Origin of the sequence: Methanobrevibacter acididurans, assembly GCF_046197875.1 — an archaeon.
GTDB classification, from domain to species: Archaea; Methanobacteriota; Methanobacteria; order Methanobacteriales; family Methanobacteriaceae; genus Methanobrevibacter_A; species Methanobrevibacter_A acididurans.
Genome location: NZ_CP166991.1, coordinates 1,093,500 through 1,112,647 on the forward strand (window position 1 = coordinate 1,093,500; position 19,148 = coordinate 1,112,647).

18 protein-coding genes are annotated in these 19,148 nt (G+C 26.5%); 3 read left to right on the forward strand and 15 right to left on the reverse strand.

The genetic code is table 11. The annotated features are described in order from the left end of the window. Positions 1 to 736: 736 nt before the first annotated feature. Positions 737 to 1,390, forward strand: a complete 654-nt coding sequence (locus ACA135_RS05485; RefSeq protein ID WP_409197759.1) for a hypothetical protein — start codon at positions 737 to 739, stop codon at positions 1,388 to 1,390. A gap of 38 nt (positions 1,391 to 1,428) precedes the next feature. On the opposite strand, the gene argJ is transcribed toward ACA135_RS05485, so the two are convergent. Next, positions 1,429 to 2,673 carry a bifunctional ornithine acetyltransferase/N-acetylglutamate synthase gene (gene argJ, locus ACA135_RS05490; protein ID WP_409197760.1) on the reverse strand — a complete coding sequence of 415 codons (1,245 nt, stop codon included), beginning with the start codon at positions 2,671 to 2,673 and terminating at the stop codon, positions 1,429 to 1,431. A gap of 382 nt (positions 2,674 to 3,055) precedes the next feature. Beyond that, the gene (locus ACA135_RS05495; RefSeq protein ID WP_409197761.1) at positions 3,056 to 3,295 is read right to left on the reverse strand and encodes a hypothetical protein; all 240 of its coding nucleotides are present in this window, start codon (positions 3,293 to 3,295) and stop codon (positions 3,056 to 3,058) included. 553 nt (positions 3,296 to 3,848) lie between these two features. On the opposite strand from ACA135_RS05495, the gene ACA135_RS05500 reads away from it, so the two are divergent. Next, positions 3,849 to 4,046 carry a hypothetical protein gene (locus ACA135_RS05500; RefSeq protein ID WP_409197762.1) on the forward strand — a complete coding sequence of 66 codons (198 nt, stop codon included), beginning with the start codon at positions 3,849 to 3,851 and terminating at the stop codon, positions 4,044 to 4,046. 27 nt (positions 4,047 to 4,073) lie between these two features. Here the strand turns inward: ACA135_RS05500 and ACA135_RS05505 are convergent, their stop codons facing one another. The 9 genes from ACA135_RS05505 to ACA135_RS05545 all read right to left on the reverse strand — a co-directional run bounded on the left by ACA135_RS05505 (position 4,074) and on the right by ACA135_RS05545 (position 12,482). Continuing rightward, positions 4,074 to 5,285, reverse strand: coding sequence for a hypothetical protein (locus ACA135_RS05505; protein ID WP_409197763.1), 1,212 nt, complete (start codon positions 5,283 to 5,285; stop codon positions 4,074 to 4,076). After that, positions 5,278 to 6,309 carry an NYN domain-containing protein gene (locus tag ACA135_RS05510; RefSeq protein WP_409197764.1) on the reverse strand — a complete coding sequence of 344 codons (1,032 nt, stop codon included), beginning with the start codon at positions 6,307 to 6,309 and terminating at the stop codon, positions 5,278 to 5,280. Before ACA135_RS05510 ends, ACA135_RS05505 begins: the two co-directional genes overlap by 8 nt. A 344-nt stretch (positions 6,310 to 6,653) precedes the next feature. Further along, positions 6,654 to 7,394, reverse strand: a complete 741-nt coding sequence (locus ACA135_RS05515) for a metallophosphoesterase family protein (RefSeq protein ID WP_409197765.1) — start codon at positions 7,392 to 7,394, stop codon at positions 6,654 to 6,656. Positions 7,395 to 7,432: 38 nt separating this feature from the next. After that, positions 7,433 to 7,783, reverse strand: coding sequence for a nascent polypeptide-associated complex protein (locus tag ACA135_RS05520; protein ID WP_409197766.1), 351 nt, complete (start codon positions 7,781 to 7,783; stop codon positions 7,433 to 7,435). 50 nt (positions 7,784 to 7,833) lie between these two features. Next, positions 7,834 to 9,813, reverse strand: a complete 1,980-nt coding sequence (tgtA, locus tag ACA135_RS05525; protein ID WP_409197767.1) for a tRNA guanosine(15) transglycosylase TgtA — start codon at positions 9,811 to 9,813, stop codon at positions 7,834 to 7,836. A gap of 138 nt (positions 9,814 to 9,951) precedes the next feature. Beyond that, positions 9,952 to 10,791, reverse strand: coding sequence for an N-acyl homoserine lactonase family protein (locus ACA135_RS05530; RefSeq protein WP_409197768.1), 840 nt, complete (start codon positions 10,789 to 10,791; stop codon positions 9,952 to 9,954). Positions 10,792 to 10,923: 132 nt separating this feature from the next. After that, entirely contained in the window at positions 10,924 to 11,433 is a 510-nt protein-coding gene (locus ACA135_RS05535; protein ID WP_409197769.1) for a hypothetical protein, read from the reverse strand. Between the two features lie 153 nt (positions 11,434 to 11,586). Then, positions 11,587 to 11,796, reverse strand: coding sequence for a KTSC domain-containing protein (locus tag ACA135_RS05540; protein ID WP_409197770.1), 210 nt, complete (start codon positions 11,794 to 11,796; stop codon positions 11,587 to 11,589). A gap of 395 nt (positions 11,797 to 12,191) precedes the next feature. Next, a complete protein-coding gene (locus tag ACA135_RS05545) occupies positions 12,192 to 12,482 on the reverse strand; it encodes a hypothetical protein (protein ID WP_409197771.1) in 291 nt (96 codons plus the stop codon). Positions 12,483 to 12,886: 404 nt separating this feature from the next. Here ACA135_RS05545 and rqcH point away from each other — a divergent pair, with 404 nt between their 5' ends. Continuing rightward, positions 12,887 to 14,893 carry a ribosome rescue protein RqcH gene (gene rqcH / locus ACA135_RS05550; protein WP_409197772.1) on the forward strand — a complete coding sequence of 669 codons (2,007 nt, stop codon included), beginning with the start codon at positions 12,887 to 12,889 and terminating at the stop codon, positions 14,891 to 14,893. Positions 14,894 to 14,918: 25 nt separating this feature from the next. On the opposite strand, the gene ACA135_RS05555 is transcribed toward rqcH, so the two are convergent. The 4 genes from ACA135_RS05555 to ACA135_RS05570 form a co-directional block, all read right to left on the reverse strand. Next, positions 14,919 to 15,632, reverse strand: coding sequence for a metal-dependent hydrolase (locus ACA135_RS05555; RefSeq protein ID WP_409197773.1), 714 nt, complete (start codon positions 15,630 to 15,632; stop codon positions 14,919 to 14,921). Between the two features lie 26 nt (positions 15,633 to 15,658). Further along, positions 15,659 to 16,978, reverse strand: coding sequence for a hypothetical protein (locus ACA135_RS05560; protein ID WP_409197774.1), 1,320 nt, complete (start codon positions 16,976 to 16,978; stop codon positions 15,659 to 15,661). Between the two features lie 399 nt (positions 16,979 to 17,377). Next, positions 17,378 to 18,376 carry a tungsten-dependent formylmethanofuran dehydrogenase subunit FwdF gene (gene fwdF, locus ACA135_RS05565; protein WP_409197775.1) on the reverse strand — a complete coding sequence of 333 codons (999 nt, stop codon included), beginning with the start codon at positions 18,374 to 18,376 and terminating at the stop codon, positions 17,378 to 17,380. Between the two features lie 231 nt (positions 18,377 to 18,607). Beyond that, entirely contained in the window at positions 18,608 to 19,066 is a 459-nt protein-coding gene (locus tag ACA135_RS05570; RefSeq protein ID WP_409197776.1) for a phosphopantetheine adenylyltransferase, read from the reverse strand. Positions 19,067 to 19,148 lie beyond the last annotated feature (82 nt).

The window sequence follows — 19,148 nt, forward strand, 5'->3', positions numbered from 1 at the left end:
AATAATTGTTTACTATTTTTTTAAATATACTTATTTCGTTTTTTTTAATTTATATTGAAAAAAAAATCTTATAAAATTATTGCTAAAAAATAGTATTTTAAAAAGGGGGTGGTGAAGTATTAATTATTGGTTTTAAAAAAAAGATGGCATATGTGATAAAAAAAATTTATTTCAATCTTTTTTATCTCTTTTTCCAAGATTGTTTTGCAGCTCTTCCTCTTTTACTTCCAGGTTTTCTGTATCCTTTTTTTTGTCTGGTTCTTCTATTTGTTCCTTTAACCTTTGCCATTATAATCCGTCCTTTAATTTTATTTTTTGCAAATATAATTTTTAAAATTTTTATTATTAATATAAGAAATAAAACTTTTATAGAATTGTCTATACTGAGAGTTTTATTTTTATAAAAAAGTTAATTTAAAAAAATAAGCTTCTATATTATATAAAAAACTTAATATAATAATTTTAGCTTTTAATACATATAAACTTAACTCATTAATTTTAATAATTAGTATCTTTTAAAAGAATTCATTAATGAATTATAGGAATAGTATCAAATACTCTTTAAATTTTATTATTATACAAATTTTGTTGAAATTAAATAATAAATGTTAAATATTATTTTATGTTAAATATATTTTTAATTATTATTAAATAAATATTAGTAAATAGTTTTACTTAATACTTTGTGATATTTAATTTAAATTATTTTTTTATAAAAAGGGGAGTAATGTATTAAATGAAAAATTTAGGAAAAATAAGTATTCTTCTAGTTTTACTATTTTGTAGTGTATTGATTTTTTCTGGAGCTATTAGTGCTAGTGAATCTGATGGTAATATGGTTTTAGGTAATGTTAGTATGACTATTCCAAATGATTTTTTAAATGGTCAATTAAGTAATTATTCTGATGCTGCTATTTATGAAAAAATTGTTAATGGTGATATTTTCCGTATAACTGTACATAATGATTCAAAATATTTTATGAATATGGCAGGTTATGATATTAATCAAGCAGAAAATTCTAGTCAAATTAGTATTGGTGGACATCCTTGTTTGATTTGTGAATGTGGTAATAATTATATGGGAAATTATACTGTTATTATTTTCGAATCTAATGGATCTTTAGTCCGTGTATACATACCAAATAGTACAGGTTTAACAAGTGAAGGTGAAAGTTTAGTAAGTAGCACACCCCCTTCATTATATAGTGGATCTACATTTTACAATTATTTAAATGCTACGCATAAAGCATATTTGAATCAACGTGAACAAGAGGATATGATAGCTGATTCTTATGATGAAGGATATGATGAAGGATACGGTGAAGGATACGATACTAGTAGTGATAAATGGTATCAAAATATTCCAGTAATAGGACAATTTATTATTTAAAAAAAGAAAGTTAAAAAAATGAATTGAAAAAATTTGTTTTATGTTGTGTATTCAGCATTGATTTTAACATAATCATATGTTAAATCACAACCATAACTTGTAGCTGAACCTTGACCTTGATATAATTCAATGAAAATATAAATATTTTCAGCTTGAACAATTTTTTCAGCATCATCTAAATAGGAGGTTCCCTCAAATGCTAATATTTCACCATTACGTACAAGATCAACTTTATCTTTATCAGATGCAATACTTATTGTGATTTTATCTGGATCCATAGTTGTGTTTGAATATCCCACTGCAGCAATTATTCTTCCCCAATTTGGATCCCCACCAAACATTGCAGATTTAACTAAAGATGAGGAAACTACAGTTTTAGCTACTTTGATAGCTTCTTCTTCATTTTTTGCACTGTCAACATTTACTTGTAAGAATTTAGTTGCTCCTTCACCATCACGAGCCATCATTTTAGCTAGTTCTATACATACTGTATTGAATGCTTCTTGGAAATTTTTATCTATGGTTCCATCATATTTTATAATACTTGATTTTGATTTTCCATTTGCAAGTAATATTGCAGTATCATTAGTAGATTCGTCTCCATCAACAATTACCATATTAAAACTTTTTTTAATAGCTTCATTTAAAACTTTTTGAGAATGTTGTTTGTCAATTATCGCATCTGTTACTAAAAAACATAACATTGTTGCCATATTGGGAGCTATCATTCCACTTCCTTTACACATTCCACCTATATGTACTTTGTTACCATTTTCTAATGTGACTTCCACTGCAAATTCTTTAGGAAATGTGTCTGTTGTCATTATTGCTTTAGCTGCATTATTAGAAGCTTCATTACTATGTTCTAATTCAGCACTAACTTTTTTTATCATTGGTGTGAAAATATCCATTGGCATTTTTCTTCCAATAACACCTGTTGATGCTGTTGCGATTTCATTTTCAGGAATATTTAAAATTTCAGATGCTATTTTTACTGTTTTTTCACAATCTATTATTCCTTGTTCCCCTGTAAAACAATTAGCGTTTCCACTGTTTGCTATGATTAAAGATATTTTTCCATCTTTAATGATTTCTCTAGTATAATTTAATGGAGCTGCAACTATTTTATTAGAAGTATATACTGCCGTTGCTGTACTATTTGGAGCATAGATAATACTTAAACCGTATTTATCTTTTTTGAATCCATTTGCTTTAACTCCATCTATTTGACAGATTCCTCCATTGATTTTTGTGATATTTTTGTTAAATTGATTTATTGTCATTTTTAATTAGATTCTCCTATGAACAAATTTTAATTTAATATTTTATTTAATGTTAATTATTATTAAATTTATTTTTTTAATGATTTTAATGTAAGTGTAAGTTCTTTAATTACTTTTTTTTGGAACTTTTATAATTACATTAAATTATTTCTTTTTATGGGTTCTTAATTTTTAATTTATCTTTAGCATTTATTTAGGATAAATTTTAAGATTATAATTTTTTTAATTTTTATAAGAAATTTTGTAAAATTAGATATTTTATTTTAAGAAATGGTGTGTAATTTTTTTATTAAAAATAGTATATGAAAAATTTTTTGATGGTAAATCAAATTTAATAAAATTAGTTTACCCAATAATTATATTTTTATTATGTGAAAATATTTTATTTAAGGATAAACAGTAAATTTGATTGAACATTTTGACTGTTTACTTCATCTGAGGAGTTTGTATTACTTACACTTGTAACATTAGATCCATTTACTGATAATTGTTGGTTTTGATCTTGGACTGCTTGACTATGGCCGTTCATTCCAGTTGTAATACCTATACCTGTACCTAATCCGAATGCAATAAGTGAACAAACTAATAATATTACGATTATTGCTTCATTTCTAGATCTCATTATTCCTCCAAATAAATTTGTAAATTTTTTCTTTTCATTAGTAACATTTTTATAATTTAATGTTTTGTATGTTTAAAACTGGTTTATGTTATAATGCTATTAATAAATTTTATGGATAGTCTTATATATACTTTATTAAGTGAGTAAGTGTGTAATTATATGTGTATTAAAATTTTTTAAAAAAATTTAAAAAATAGTATAACTATTCTAAAAACATCAAACAATTAAAAAATAATAAGGAAAATAAATTTCAATGCAGTTAATTAATTTAAAAATATTTTTAATAGAAAATTTAATCTAAATAAGATATTGAATTATTATTTTTTATTATAAAATTTCTTATGGTATAACAATGGGTTTTTTGCAAATAAACTGATAGGTTTATGTCTTATTTTTAGTTAAAAAATAAAAATAAAGAGTGTGTAAACAATTACACATAAACATATATATTCATATATAAAGTATAAATAATAAACAAAAGTAAACATAAACAAAAGTAAATATTAAAATAAATCGTAAAGATTATATACATTATAAACTAACCTAAAGGTATATGATAGAAAAAGACGATGTAGATCGAAAATGGAAATTATCTGAAAAAACAAGAATGAACATATCATTACCATCAGATATAGCCAATTGGCTAGATGACAATGCATCATTAACTTGGAAACTAGATAAAGCAGCACGTTCCAAACAAGTAACAAAAATACTTATGGAAGCTAAAGAAAAAAGCGAAAAAGAATACTAATTTTAAAAAATATAAAAAGGATTTAATTTAAGTAGCTACTGCATAAATCATTGCAATTAAAACAACAAAAAATCCTAAAAATCCTAAATTGAAAAGGAACAAGAAATAACATAATATGAATACAACAACAAATAAACTTATCAATTTAGATTTATGGTTAAAAAATAAATTTATAATAGTTCTAACAAAATCTGAAGGAATATTATAAGCATATAAACCATTTGCCAAATCAAATACTACTAAAGATAATGGTTCAACACCTTGAACCTTAATTTGCTCTGCAATATTAGCACGTTCACCAGCTTCACGTCTAGTTTTACCAATACCAATCTTAACTTTAGCACCATTACTAAGAATATACCATGCTGAATCTAAACCCGCACGGATAGCTAAATCTTTACTTGGAAATTGGGCAATTAAATCATCTCCACCTTTACGGTAACCTTCAATAGTACCTTCACATTCTTCTTCCATAAAAGCTTTAATACCTGTCATCAATTCAACTAATTTACTACGACCATTTTCACTAATAAATTTAGTAGAATTAATTATATCAATGAATAAATAATAACTATAATCTACACTTTTAGAATGACCTAACTTAAATGGAGTATCAATAACTAAAGCATATTCTCCACCAAGTTTAGTGAAAGCTATACCTGAAACATCTCCCACTTCTTGATTAAATTTAATACTACGTTCAATAGCAGCTGCACCAGTCATACCTACTGCTGATCGTACCCCTATTTTATTATCTAAACCTATGCCAATTAATTTAATAGCAACACGTATAGCATCATTTTTACTAGGTAATTTACTAACTATTTCATTAGCAGATTCTTCAACAATTTCCCCTTTTTCTTTAAGAATAATATCAGTAAATTCTTTAATAATATAGGAAGGTTTACTTAATTCAATATAAAGATAACGATCACTACCCATGATAATATTACTTACTAATGCATATTCTTCTACAGCATTTTCTGCAGGAGTTAATTCATAGAAACTATGAATCTCAGGGATATTTTCTTTACCAACATCTCTTACAAGATTAGTAAAAATGCTTTCTGTTGTAATGTTTGCTTTTTCAAGTTCCATTAAAACTGTTTGAGTGTAGTTGAGCATGTCAACATATTCTGTTTCTAATGGTGTGGTTGGAAAGTATTTTGTTCCTATACTTATTGCTTCATAACCTGTAATTAACTTGAAAAAAAACCTAGTTAAGCTGTGTTCAGCCATCAGGTTTTCCTCCTTTTTCTAAATATATGTCAAATTCTCCGGGTTTTTCCATTAACATGTCTGATTTAACACTTACATATGGAAATTTCCATGATCCGAGTCTTGCAGCTATAGTACTTGCAATGTTTCTTGAATTGTTTTTAACAAACATTTCATCATATGAATTAATTCTTACTTCTACATTAAATGGACATATATCTTCTACTTCATCAGATACTATTATGTTTAATGCAAATTCACCGGGTTTTACGAATAAATCATTACGAACTGCTATTAATGGTCTATTAACTAAGTGTAAACGATCAGCCACTGTTACACTAATATTTCCTGCGTCGTGTACTGCTGATTTATAATCTTTAGGATGTACTAATACAAAGATTACATATGGTGCAGAGGTTTCAACATCATCCACCATTTCCATTATGTTTTTAAACATTGGCATTCTATGGAATGCATTTTCTATACGTGTTCCTACTGTTTTCTCATTAGAGGTATCTAAACGGAGTATTGCGGCTTTTGCAACATTTAAAGGACTGAATGGTTGTGTTGTTTTATCTGTGAAAACTTCCCATCTTTTTCTTTCAATTTCATTTAATATTTCATCTGCAATGTTTTGGAGGAGATTTTTAACTTTTTTAGGTTTTTTGGATTTTCCAAGTACTAATTTATCTCCTTTGATTGTAAATGGTATTCTCATGTTTTTAATATCATGAAATTCATCTGCAAAATCTCGGTATTTATCATTGGATAAAACTTTTGCATGTTCTTGTTCAGCGGTTTCAAGTATAAAGTGGTCTGCTATGTTTCCTACTGGTACTTCATCAATAATTCCATCATCGACAAGTTTTTCATATTCTTCTTTTTTATCAATACTATGACGGAGTGATGCATCCGCTATGATAAGGAATTCATGATTTCCTTTTTCTAATGCTTTGATAGCTGCTATTATATTTTTAAATTTAGCTTTACCATTATTTCCTTTTTTGTAATGAGCCACATTAGCTGCATCTATAATAATTTTCAAAATGACCACCGTATTGTAAATTTATATTGTATTTTTTATAGTGTAAAATTTATTATTAATAAATTTTAAAATCTTTAAGTATTCATTAATTAGTTATAAAATATTTTCTTTAAGAAAATAATTTTTTAAATATTTGATTTTTTTTGTGAAAAAAATATTGATTAATTAAAATAAAAATTTAATTCTTTAAATTAAACTATTATTTTAATATATTACTTTAACATGTATTTATATTTTGTTCATGGCGAAAACTAGTTTAAAAATTTAAAAATGGAAAAATAGATTATTGAAGTTTTTTATTAAAATAAAGAGTAAATTTAAAAATATTAAAAAGTATAAATTATTCACAATTTTCTATTAAATTTGCCAAATGGTATTTTAGTACCATCTATACGATTTAAGAATATTTCAATATAATCATCAGTTATATTATAAGTATTATAACTATTCACATCTTTTCCACGTAATTTAACACTTGACACAGATCCTGCATTTACAAATAATGTGTCATGCATTTTCCAAAGGTTAGGTACATGCTTATGTCCACACATTACAATATCTACATCATGGTCTATTAATGTTTTAAGTATGTCTCCTGCGTCAGTTAAAACATTTCTTTCTCTACCTGTTTGTGGTATTGGTATTACATGGTGGTGTAGGGCTACAATAGTTAATAATCCTTCTTCTTTAGCTTGTTCCAATTGTGCTTCTAACCAAAATTGTTGTTCTCGTCCTATATGCCCATAATTCACATCTGGTGCACTGCTGTCTAAACCAATTATTACCATTTCATCTTCTTTGGTAAGTTTCCAACTTCGTTCACCAATTAATTCTTCAAATGTTTCATATCCAATGTTTCGTGAATCATGATTTCCCGGTACGGCAAATAAAGGTGCATTAAACATGTCTAAATATTTGGATACTTGTTTAAAATCTTGATAGTATCCTTCATCAGTTAAATCTCCAGTTAATATAATCATATCAGGATTTAAATTGTTAATTTCTTCCATGATTTGTAAGAAAGATTTTTCATTGAAATTTGCTTTACTTACATGTAAATCTGATATGTGTGCTATTAATGTCACCTTTATCCCCTCTAAATTTTTTTATAATTAAATTTTATTTATCCTTGTAATTTAAGGATTGCATCTGCTATATCACCATTTGCATCTTCTAATGCTTGTTTTGCATCTGATTCAGTTACCCCTGCAGTATTTGCAACCATTTCTATATCTTCATCTGGGATTTCTAATTGAACATCAATTGGTACTTCTTTTGCTTCCCCTATAATTTGATAGGTTTCTTGTCCCATAGCATTCATTAAAGTTATATCCGGATCAGTAATTATTAATTCTTTTTCATCAAATCGTATAATTACTTCTCTTGCTCCTTCAAGAGTATCCATTTTCATTCCCATTTTCTTCATTTGTCTTTCCATTTTCTTCATTTGTTTTGGGTTCATTCCAGACATCATATATTATCATCCAATTAATTATTATATTATATAATATTGTTTTTTACTATTTATAATTTAAATCCTTTACGTACTTTTACTGCTTGACCTGTATTAAAATCATTTATTTCTTTAGGGTTTAATAATACTTTACCATAAGCTAGTAAATCATCATTTGAGTTGGTGATTAAAACTTCATCTTGCGCACGTATATTAGAATCTATATCTACTACAAATTTAGAGAAAACACTTTTCCCATCACGTGCGAATTCTTCAACACTTGAATCTACAACTACTCTATTATTTGGGTAGTTTATATTTTTATGTAATCTTTTTGCTCCTTCATCAGATAAGACAAAATTAGCATCAGATGCTCTCATATTAGCAATTAATTCTTCACCATCATAAATGTGTCTAATTTTACCAGTTTTTTTACTTTTTTCAATGTTTAAATCACCATCAAACAATTGTTCCCCTATGTCTGATTGGAATTGGTAATTTGCTATTGCTTTAATTTTTCTTGTATCATCTTTTTTAAATCTGATATCATGAGAGTGTTCATATTCTGGTAGGTCCAAACCATATTCTCTTACGGGTCTTGCATGAATTAATACTTGATTGTAATATTCACTAAACTCTGCTAATGTGTTTATTAAGAATTCAATACTATCATCATCTAAAATTTTAGGTGCAACATTTTGAGCTAATGGATATGTTTCATCTAAATCAAGTGGAGTTAAACCAAATGGAATATCTAGTACCATGAAATCTGCTTCTTCTGGATTTACTTGTTCTTGGCTTCCAGTTAATGTGTGGAATCTTCCAAGTCTTCCTTGGTAATATTTACTGTATGGTTTTCGCCCTCCACCTAAAATTATTAAATCTTTCTTTTTAGGTTGATTTCGTAATTTTTCTAAGTGTCTAGTTACAGTTGCACGTTTTAGTGATTCTGGCCCAGTATAGAAGAATGCTGATTTTTTAACACTTGGATCATATTTTTCTAAATCTTCACTATAATTTCCAAGTTCTCGTACGGCATCAAGTAGTGCAGGATGTGCTCTGCAACGTAGTTCAACAAGTTCCATTAATGTACCTTCATAGATTGCTTGACGTATACGTCTTAACTCAGCAAAACTAACATGTAAATTATGTGCTGCGATTAATTCTACTCTTTCTTTTTTAGGTAATTTTCTTAATTCATCTGGTGTGTATTTACTACATACTTCACAGCTGCATGGCATTTCATGTAAGTTTTCTAATTTTATTGTACCTGTAGTGGTTAGTAATCTATCATCTTCAGCATATAATATGTAAGCTGCTGAATCGAATAGGTCACAACCCATTGCTACACATAATGCAAATACCATTGGATGACCTGCACCCATTAAATGTCTAGGTTTGTTATCAGGTAGGTTTTTTACACTTGCCATTACTACATCTACAAGGTTTTTATAATCATAACCTTCCATTAATGGTACTACTGCTCCTATTGGATATAAATCTGCATTTAAACTTGTTAGTCTATCTGCACATTCACTACGTAAATCTGGAAATGTTGATCCTTGAACTACACTATTTAATTTTAGATTATAGTTTTTATTATTTCTATATTCTATAGCTTCTTGAGCACGTTTTATTGTTATTTCCATATCTTTTCGTGCTTCTTCTTTATCTACATATGGTGCTGTAGGTATATCTAAGCTTGTACCTATATCTGAACCTATTTGTTCTTGGAAGTCTATTACTTCAGTATTACCAATATCAACATCACCATAAACACTTAATTGGAAACTACCTGAATCTGTCATTACAGGTCCTTGGAAGTCAATTAACTTATGTAATCCTTCATCTAATGCTTTTTGTTTAAGTTTAGGATCTTTATAGATTAAATAAGCATTTGTAATTACTATATCTGCACCATATTTCTTTACATCAATGGTTTGTTTTCTTGGATGAATCACAGGCATTAATGCTGGTGTCATGACTTTTCCATGTTGAGTTTTTAATACTCCAACACGTCCTCTATTATCTTTAGCTTTAATCTCAAACATAAATATTAAAATTCCCCTTTTTATTAAATTGTAAAAAAAAGATTTTTATAAAAAAATTAGTATTATTATTATAATAATTATATTTTTTCTGGTTTAAATAGCTTATTTAAAAAAATTGTTAAATAAAATTTTTTTTTATTAAAATGTTATTATATGATGTTTTATATCAGAGTCATGATTTGCTAAAGATTCTATGCAATTTTCATTTAAACTCATATCTCTTATCCATTGGAGTGATTTATATTGTTTTTCTTTATCACTAGATATTCCAGGCAATATCATTTCTTTCCATGATTTACTCGCATATCCACCGTCTAAATATAATAATACAAACTTATTGTTATATGTAATTTTTACGGCAAATAGTCCATCTGAGTGACCTGGTATTTTTATGAGTTTTATAACCTCATTTCCTAATAGGTCGTAAGATTTATGGAATGGTCCATCATTTGTATCTTTAAAATTGAATTGTTCTAAATTGATTCCTTCCCACATAGTTTTTGTATATCTTAATCTATTTTTTTGAGCGAATTTAAGTTCATCTTTTGATACTAATATGTGTTTTGCATTTTTAAGGGTTTTAATACCACTTACATGATCACAGCCAAGGTGTGTTAATAATACATAATCAATGTCTTGTGCTTTTATTCCTATATTTTTTAATTGTTCGTCAATTGTTTGTCCTTTAGGTATTATTGCTTGGTTTATTTTGTATAATATTCTGGACATGTGATTTATTTGAGCTTTTTTATCATAAAGACCTTGGGGGCTTACTTCACGACTCCATCCAGTGTCAACAAGTATTTTATAGTTTTCGTATTCTATGAGATATGCTGATACTGGTAGCCATAATCGTTTACTTTTAGGTGTTAATAATCCTGAAGCTTTTATGATGTTAGTTTTTTCTCCACCGAATGGTATATCTGGTGCTACACATACTTTTCCACAGTGAAATACATGTATTTTTATGTTTGACATAAATTTTTAAATCCTGATTTTAATAATTTAATTATTTATATGTTTTGTTTTTAGATTTAAAATATTTTTTAAAAATAGTTTAATGTTTTTGAAGGTTTTAAAAAAAAGAATAAAAAAAATATATAATTTGGTTTATTTTTTATCTATTGATACTGCAAGGTTTAATATTGTCCCAAGATCACTATCTGCACTTTGATTAAATGAGTTTTCATTTGTATATGTTCTTGTAATACTATACTTTACATCATCTTTTACAAATTCTGCATATAATTGGTATTCGTCTTTATTTGTAATTTCTGTTCTTTGTATTGTGAAATTGGTAAAGTTATCACTTGCCATGTCAAGAGTATTTGTACTTAGAACTTTGGAACCGTTAACAAATTCACCATTAGATGCTGTTTTAATATATGTTGTATTATTATCATTTAATTTATTAATTTTGAATATACTGCTTGTGAATTGGTTATTTTCTATAGAAATTGCCCTATCTGATGTTGATATTACACTATAGTCATGAGGCATTTGTATTGAAAATGAGTCACATTCGGCATCTTTGTTATTAACAGATATTGCTCCATAAATTACGCCTACACATAGTAGTATTACGAGTATTATGATTATAATTTTTAGCCATTTTTTCATTTTGTTATTTCACCACTTATTAAATTTTTTCATAATTTTTAAAAAATAACTATAATGTAAGTAAGTACTTACATACATATAAATCTTTTGTATTAAAAATTAAAGTAAAAAAAATCTTAAAAAAATTAGGAAAAAAAGTTTATAAATTAAAAATTAAATTTTCCGGTGAGGATAATTATTCTTAACATAACGATCAAAATATGTTTCTTTATCATCAACATTCATCAATTTAGTATGAACCTTAACCGGAACACGAGCAAAGTGATAAACATCCCCATCCTTTAATTCTACTTCAAGAACCTTACTGTTTTCATCATAACCAACAGCACATAAATCTTTAGATTCAATAGGACAACGTTCCATATTAAAAACACCTCATATTATAAATTTTTAATTAAATACTTAAAAAGAAAAGATTATCCAAATATAATTTGTTAGTTAAAAAACCAACAAACTAATCATTTTAAAGCCTAAGCTAAAAAAAGAAAAAATCTAAAAAAAATTTTTATAGATAAAATAATAATCAAAATTTTCAGCTAAAAAAACAATAAAATAATCAAAACTTGAAATTTTAATAATCTTTTTCTTTTAATCTTCTATTTATTATATATGTTATCTACAGTATATATAATTCTCCCAAAAAATAGGGGAAATAGTATAAAAAAAGGTATTATATAAAAATTAGAATATTTTAAAAATAAAGTGAAAAAAAGAGTAAATGATGAAATTTATAGGGTTTAAAATTTTAAATAATTAATTTAATGTGGTAAACCTAAATAATTAAATAATAAAGTCCATACAAGGAACCAACAGAAAATGAATGGTACTATACCATCCCATAACCATTTAGTGAAACCTTTTAATTCTTCATCATCAGCAAAAATTTTATTACATAATTGTCCTGTAATATATAGTAGAACTATTCCTACTAAAGCTGCTATGACTGGATTTGTGAATCCAAACCATCCTATTGTAAGTGCAGAGGATAATAATGCTGCCACTATTGCAAATATGAGATGTATTGATGTTACTTTAACTGTGTTATCCATTTTATCATTCCGATTATTGTAAATATTTAATATAAATTTTTTTAAGAATTAGAAATTATATATAATCTATAATTTTTTATTATTATTATATTTACTTTTACCTAGTATTTAAGTTTATAAAGAATTTAAAAAAATTTTTACTTAATAAGTTTTTTTAATATAATGATGTATATGGGTTTATTTTAAATTACTTAAATTCAGTGTAAAACATTACTTGTTAATTTTACATATTATAATTAATAAATATTACATGATAAGTATAAGAATAATTAAAAGGTATTTTGATTTTTAGTATAGATAAATTTTTTTAAAATATGTATTAATAGGTTTAAGGTAAATCTTAAAATATTTAAAAAATCATAAATAATAATAGTTAATTTATTTTAAAGGAATGATGTTTTAATATGAAAACTATGTCAAATGTTGATGTGTATACAATAAGTTATGAATTAAACAAATTATTAACAGGTGCAAGAGTTGATAAATCTTTTCAACCAACTGATGATACTGTTGTAATGAGGTTTCATAAAGCCGGATATGGTCGTGTAGACCTTGTAATGCAAGCCGGAGTTCGTTTACATATTAGCCAATACCCATTAGAAAACCCATTAACTCCTCCTAGTTTTCCAATGTTACTAAGAAAACGAGTTAAAGGTGCAAATGTTATTAGTATAAAACAACACGAATTTGATCGTGTTGTTGAAATTAAAATGCAAAAAGAACAAGTTTACACATTAATCGTAGAATTATTTGATAAAGGTAATATAATCTTGTTAGATGAAGAAAATAATATTATTTTACCATTAAAACGTAAACATGTAGGTAATCGAGATATTTCAAGTAAAAAAAATTATGAATTTCCCGCCAAACATGGTATGAACCCCATAACAATTAATTTATTAGAATTCAACGATTTAATAAGATACAGTGACAGTGATATTGTCCGTACCCTTGCACGTAACGGTTTAGGTAGTTTATATGCAGAAGAAATTATATCCCACACAAATATTGATAAAAACACAGAATGTTCTAATTTAAATAATGATGATGTTGAAGAATTATATAATGCATTAACTAATACTTTTAAACCTTTAAAAGAAGACGCTTTTAAGCCTCAAATTGATAAAGAGGAAAAATCAGATAAGAAAAAAGAGTACTTAGTACCATTAAATTTAGGCAAATATCAAAATATGGAAAAAACTGAATTTAAAACCTTTAATGAAGCTGCAGACGAATTTTACAGTAGCAAAGTTAATAAAGAGATTACAAGTGTTCAAGAACGTGCATGGAATAAAAAAGTAGGGAAATTTGAAAAAAGATTAAAATTACAGGAAGAAACATTAGAAGGTTTCCATGAAACTATAGAAACATGCCAACATAAAGGAGAATTAATTTATTCCCATTATACTGAAATTGAATCTTTACAAAAAGTAATTCTTAATGCACGAGACAAAGAATATTCTTGGAAACAAATTAACAATACTTTAAAAAAAGCTAAAAAAAGTGGATTAAAAGATTCAAACATTTTTGAATCTATGGATAAATTAGGAACTATGACCTTAATTTTAGAAGATACTCATATTAACATAGATTGTAAAAAAAGTTTAAATGATAATGCTGAAATTTATTATGAAAAGAGTAAAAAAGCAAAACATAAAATTAATGGGGCAAATATTGCAATAGAAAATACACGCAAACAATTAAAGGATATACGTGAACGCAAAACTGTTGCTATGGAAAAAGTGAATGTTACCCAAAAACGTGTTAAAAAAGAATTAAAATGGTTTGAAAAGTTAAGATGGTTCTTATCAAGCGATGGTTTCCTTGTAGTTGGAGGTCGTGATGCTAATACTAATGAAACTGTAGTTAAAAAATATTTAGATAATAATGATATTTACCTACATTGTGATATTCATGGTGCACCTTCAATTAGTATACGCTTAAAAGGTGAAGAATTAACAAATCAAGCTATAAAAGAAGCCGGAATTTTTGCAGCTTCTTATTCTAGTGCATGGTCTGAAGGTTATAGTAACCAAGATGTATACTATGTATCACCAAGCCAAGTAAGTAAAACACCAGAATCTGGAGAATATGTACCTAAAGGTTCTTTCATAATACGTGGACATAGAAATTATATTAGAAATGCAAATCTTGAATTAGCAGTGGGAATTGTGGATTATGAGGGCAAACGTATAATGGCTGGACCTATTGAAGCTGTGAATAAATATTGTGATAATTTTGTAGCATTAAAACCCGGACACATTAAAAAAGAAGCAATAGCTAAAAAAATCTTAAGTAAAATTGATAAAGAAAATATTTTAGGCATAGATGATGTTGTAAGAGTTTTACCTAGTGGTAAATGTGATATTATTGATCCAAGAGAAATACAATATCGTTTAATGAAAAAATAAAAAAGAGATTTGAAAAAAAATAGTATTATTCATCCTTTAATTCCGGGACAAATGTTTCTAAAGGATTAATAACTATTGTTTCTATTTTTGGATTTAATTGTGTTACAAAATTACTAAACACTGCAGGATCTTGTTCTATAGCAGGGAAAGTATTGTAATGCATTGGTAAAACATATTTTGGATTAATCCACATAGCAGCTAATGCTGCTTCGAAAGGTCCCATTGTAAATTTATCTCCTATAGGTAAAATTGCAACATCAGGTTTATAAATTTCACCAATTATAGTTTTCATATCTCCAAATAGTGCTGTATCTCCAGCATGGAATAATTTTTCACCATTTTCCATTGTTATTAAGAAACTTGCAGGTTCTCCACCAGCAACTGGTTCTTCTACAATATCTAATGCTCCTGAATGTTTAGCATCTAACATTGTGAATTTTATGCCTTCAAGAACAAGTGAACCTCCTTTATTCATACTTACTTTATTTATTCCTTGTTTTGCTAAGAATAATCCAATTTCATGTATACATATTATTGGACAGTTTAAATTGTGGGATAATTCCATTGCATCACCAAAATGATCACTGTGTCCATGAGTAACACAAATAATGTCTGCTTCTATTTCTTCAACTGGAAGTGGGCATGCTGGATTATTACTTATGAATGGATCAATTAAGATTTTAACACCTTCATTAGATTCTACTAAAAAGGTTGAATGACCTAACCATGTTATTTCCATTTTTTATCACCTAATATAAATTTTTTTTACTTATTGTCTAAATTATGGGCTAAATCCCATGATTTATTAAAGTTATCTTTAACTAAATTAATAGATTGTATGTCAGTATAAACTGCACCATAATCAAAATCTATTTGATCTTCTCCATTAGAAATTATTAATGCATAAGAATCATCACTTATTAAGTTAAAGGTGTTTACTATTGGTAAAAGTTTTACTTTCACCCCATCTTCAATTAATGCTGATATTAATAATATGTATGAAGTGTCTTTAAGATTAAATTCTTGAATAATTAATTTTGTATTTAACTTACAAATATTAGCTAAAAAACCACTGCTTAACTCTTTAAGTGAAGGTACTTCTAAAAATATTTCAGATTTTGCATGTTTACCTATTAATTCAAAAGCATTTTCTGAAGTCATTATACCTTGATTACATATTACATAACTTTTTCGTAGCCTAGATCCTTTTTTAACTTTAGAAGGATTTGTTTTCTGCACGTTTTGTACATTATGAGTTTTTTCTGTAATGAAATCTGATAATTCTGTAGATTTTGTATTTTTTGGTATAAGATTATAAGTATCATCATTTATTTTATGATTATTCACATTAGAAACAATTGATGGTTTACTTATAGTTTCTTCTTCATCATAAACAGTTCCATATTCTTCGGCATAGACTGGAGTTATTGATTCAGGAATAGGTTCTTGGTAAACTGGAGCTTCAACATTTTCATAATCTAATGGAACTTCTCTTCTTTTTGGTTTACGTGTGACTTTCATTGGTTTTTCATAATTAGGAGTGAAGTTAAATTGTCGTACTGGAGGATGTTTTTTATATCCTTTTGGTATCATACCAATTTTATTAAGATTATTTTTTCTAGACTTATTTTGTTTAGATGGGGATAGAGAAATATTTCTAGAATTTGAATCTTCTTCTAGTTCTTCATAATTATATGAGGGTTCGTCCCAAACTTGAGGGTTTGAGCGTAATACTGCTTTTGAATTATATTCTGGATTGGTGAATCTTTCAGCAAATTGTTTGTTTATAGTTGTGAATATTGATTCATTATTATAAGAGTCATCTAAGGATGCTATGGATCTTGTCTCTGAAGTTAAATTGTTTTTTTTATTACTTAAAGAGTGTTTAGTTTTTGTTATTAATCCATTCTGATTAGAACCTTTTGGTAGAAAAATTGATATTAACATTATTATTCCAATAAATAACATTAATAATCCTAATAGTAAAATAATATCTAATAAACTGTAAATTACTGATTCATATATAACAATTAAACCTATAGCGGCGAGTAAAATTCCTTTAAATATTTGATTCATTTCATCCATTCTTCTTTTACCACCATAAAACATTATTTAATAATTATTAAAGTTTTCCCCTAAAATTTTTTTTATAAAATTAAAAGTTTAATTATTTTAAAATTTGTGTATGTGTTTTTATTTATTATACTAAATAGGGTTAGTTTAGTATAATTGTAATAAAATGATTATATTAAATATCCTATAATTTTAATTATAAATTAATATAATTATTTTAATATATAAAATTAATGTTTAATAATGGACAGATAAAGGTTTAATATTAGGTTATAATTAAAAAATAGTGAAAAATGGTTAAAAAAAGCAATTTATTTTATTAAAAGAGATAATAATATTTTTTTTAGAATAAAATGAAAATTAATTATTCATTTATGAAATCTCTAAAAAAAAATTATTTAATATTTATTTTTATTCTAAGAGTTTTCCTATGATTTTTTGCCATGATGCATTTGTTATGTTTTCAAGTTTCATACTTGATCTACGTAATTGTAGGGCATCTAAAGGACATGCATTTATACATGCACCACAGAGAATACATCTTTCTTCGTTAAGTGATAAAAATCCATCTTTAATTTCTAAAGCATTACATGGACATACTTCTATACAATCTTGACAATCTTTACATTCTTCTGCTTCTGGAATTAGCATTTCTCCATCGAATGGTTTAACTACTTTTATTGTGTCTTCTGGACATAATTCTTTACAATATCCACAGTAAACACAATTATTATCAATGAATGTTTTTCCAGTTATTTCTGGTTCTGGTAATTCATCAGCATACATACATGTGTCACAGACTTGTTTTATTGCATTTTGTGGACATGCTCGTTTACATACCCCACATTGTACACATTTATCTAAATCCACTTCTATATTATTTGGTACTGCTAAATCTGTTCTAGTTGAAGATTCTGGAATTGCTTTTATTGTTATTGCACTTACAGGACATAATTCTTCACAAATTTTACAGTATAAACAATCATCTTCATTTATTGATATGTTTCCATGAATTAAATCTGTTGGTTTTGGTAAGTTTCTTTGGAAAAAGACTGCATCTTGTGGGCAACTATAACTACATTTTCCACAGTAGATACAGTTCTCTTCATCAATTTCTGAGAAGTGTGTCCATTTTGGATAATTAGGTAAGTCTTGTATGTTTTTTCCGTCTATTTCTAAGTTTAATGCATCAAATGCACATACTGATGCACATAATCCACAGAGCACACAACTATCTTTTTCTATTTTTATTTTATCTTGGTTGGTTTTGCCTCTTGAGATGTCTGCTATTGGACCTAATTCTAATGATTGTGTTGGGCATAATTGTACACATATTCCACAACCTACACATTTATCATTTTTATGCATTAATTTTCTTTTTTCATTACCATTTCTTTCAATAACTACCATTTGAAAACCCCGAAAATTTATTTTTTATCTTTTGGAATAGTTAAAAAATGTGTCCATAACCATTTTTATTCTCTTCGCTCTTTTAATGTATTATATTTTGAATAATATTTTTTTTAACTATTGAATATTTATAAACATTCTATAATATAAGAGTTTATATTTAATTATTTAACGAAATGAATATATAAACATATCGTATTTTTTTAAAAAAAAATTGAAATAATCAAATAATTATTTCAAAAGACGTCCCTTTTTATCAATTTCACCAGCACGAATCCGGGTACTGGAAATAGGCACATCATCAACTGCTAAAACAAAATTAATAACAATAATATCTAAAGGATTCATACCTTTATTTTCTCTAATCTCATTAATTTTATGAGCATTAGGTTCTGTTTCGAGACTAACAACTATAGCATCATAATCTGGATCATCAATAGATGGTCCAAAAGGATCATCTAAACGACTAATATGAAAATTAGCATGAGATCCCTTAAGAAAATTATTTAAATTACCCATACGAACATCACAAGAATCAATATCTCCTTTTAAACCTCCAAAAGCATTTGAAGTAACACCAATCTCTACTTCTTCACCAATCTCAAAAGCTTTTCCAATTAATTCCCTATGTCCATAATGAAACTTATCAAAAGTTCCACCAACAGCTACTTTCTTATACTTTTTAACCATAAACAAAAACCTTTAAAAAAAATATTACTTTTAAAAAAAATTAATCAAATTTTATAATTACCTAAATAATTATACACTTTTA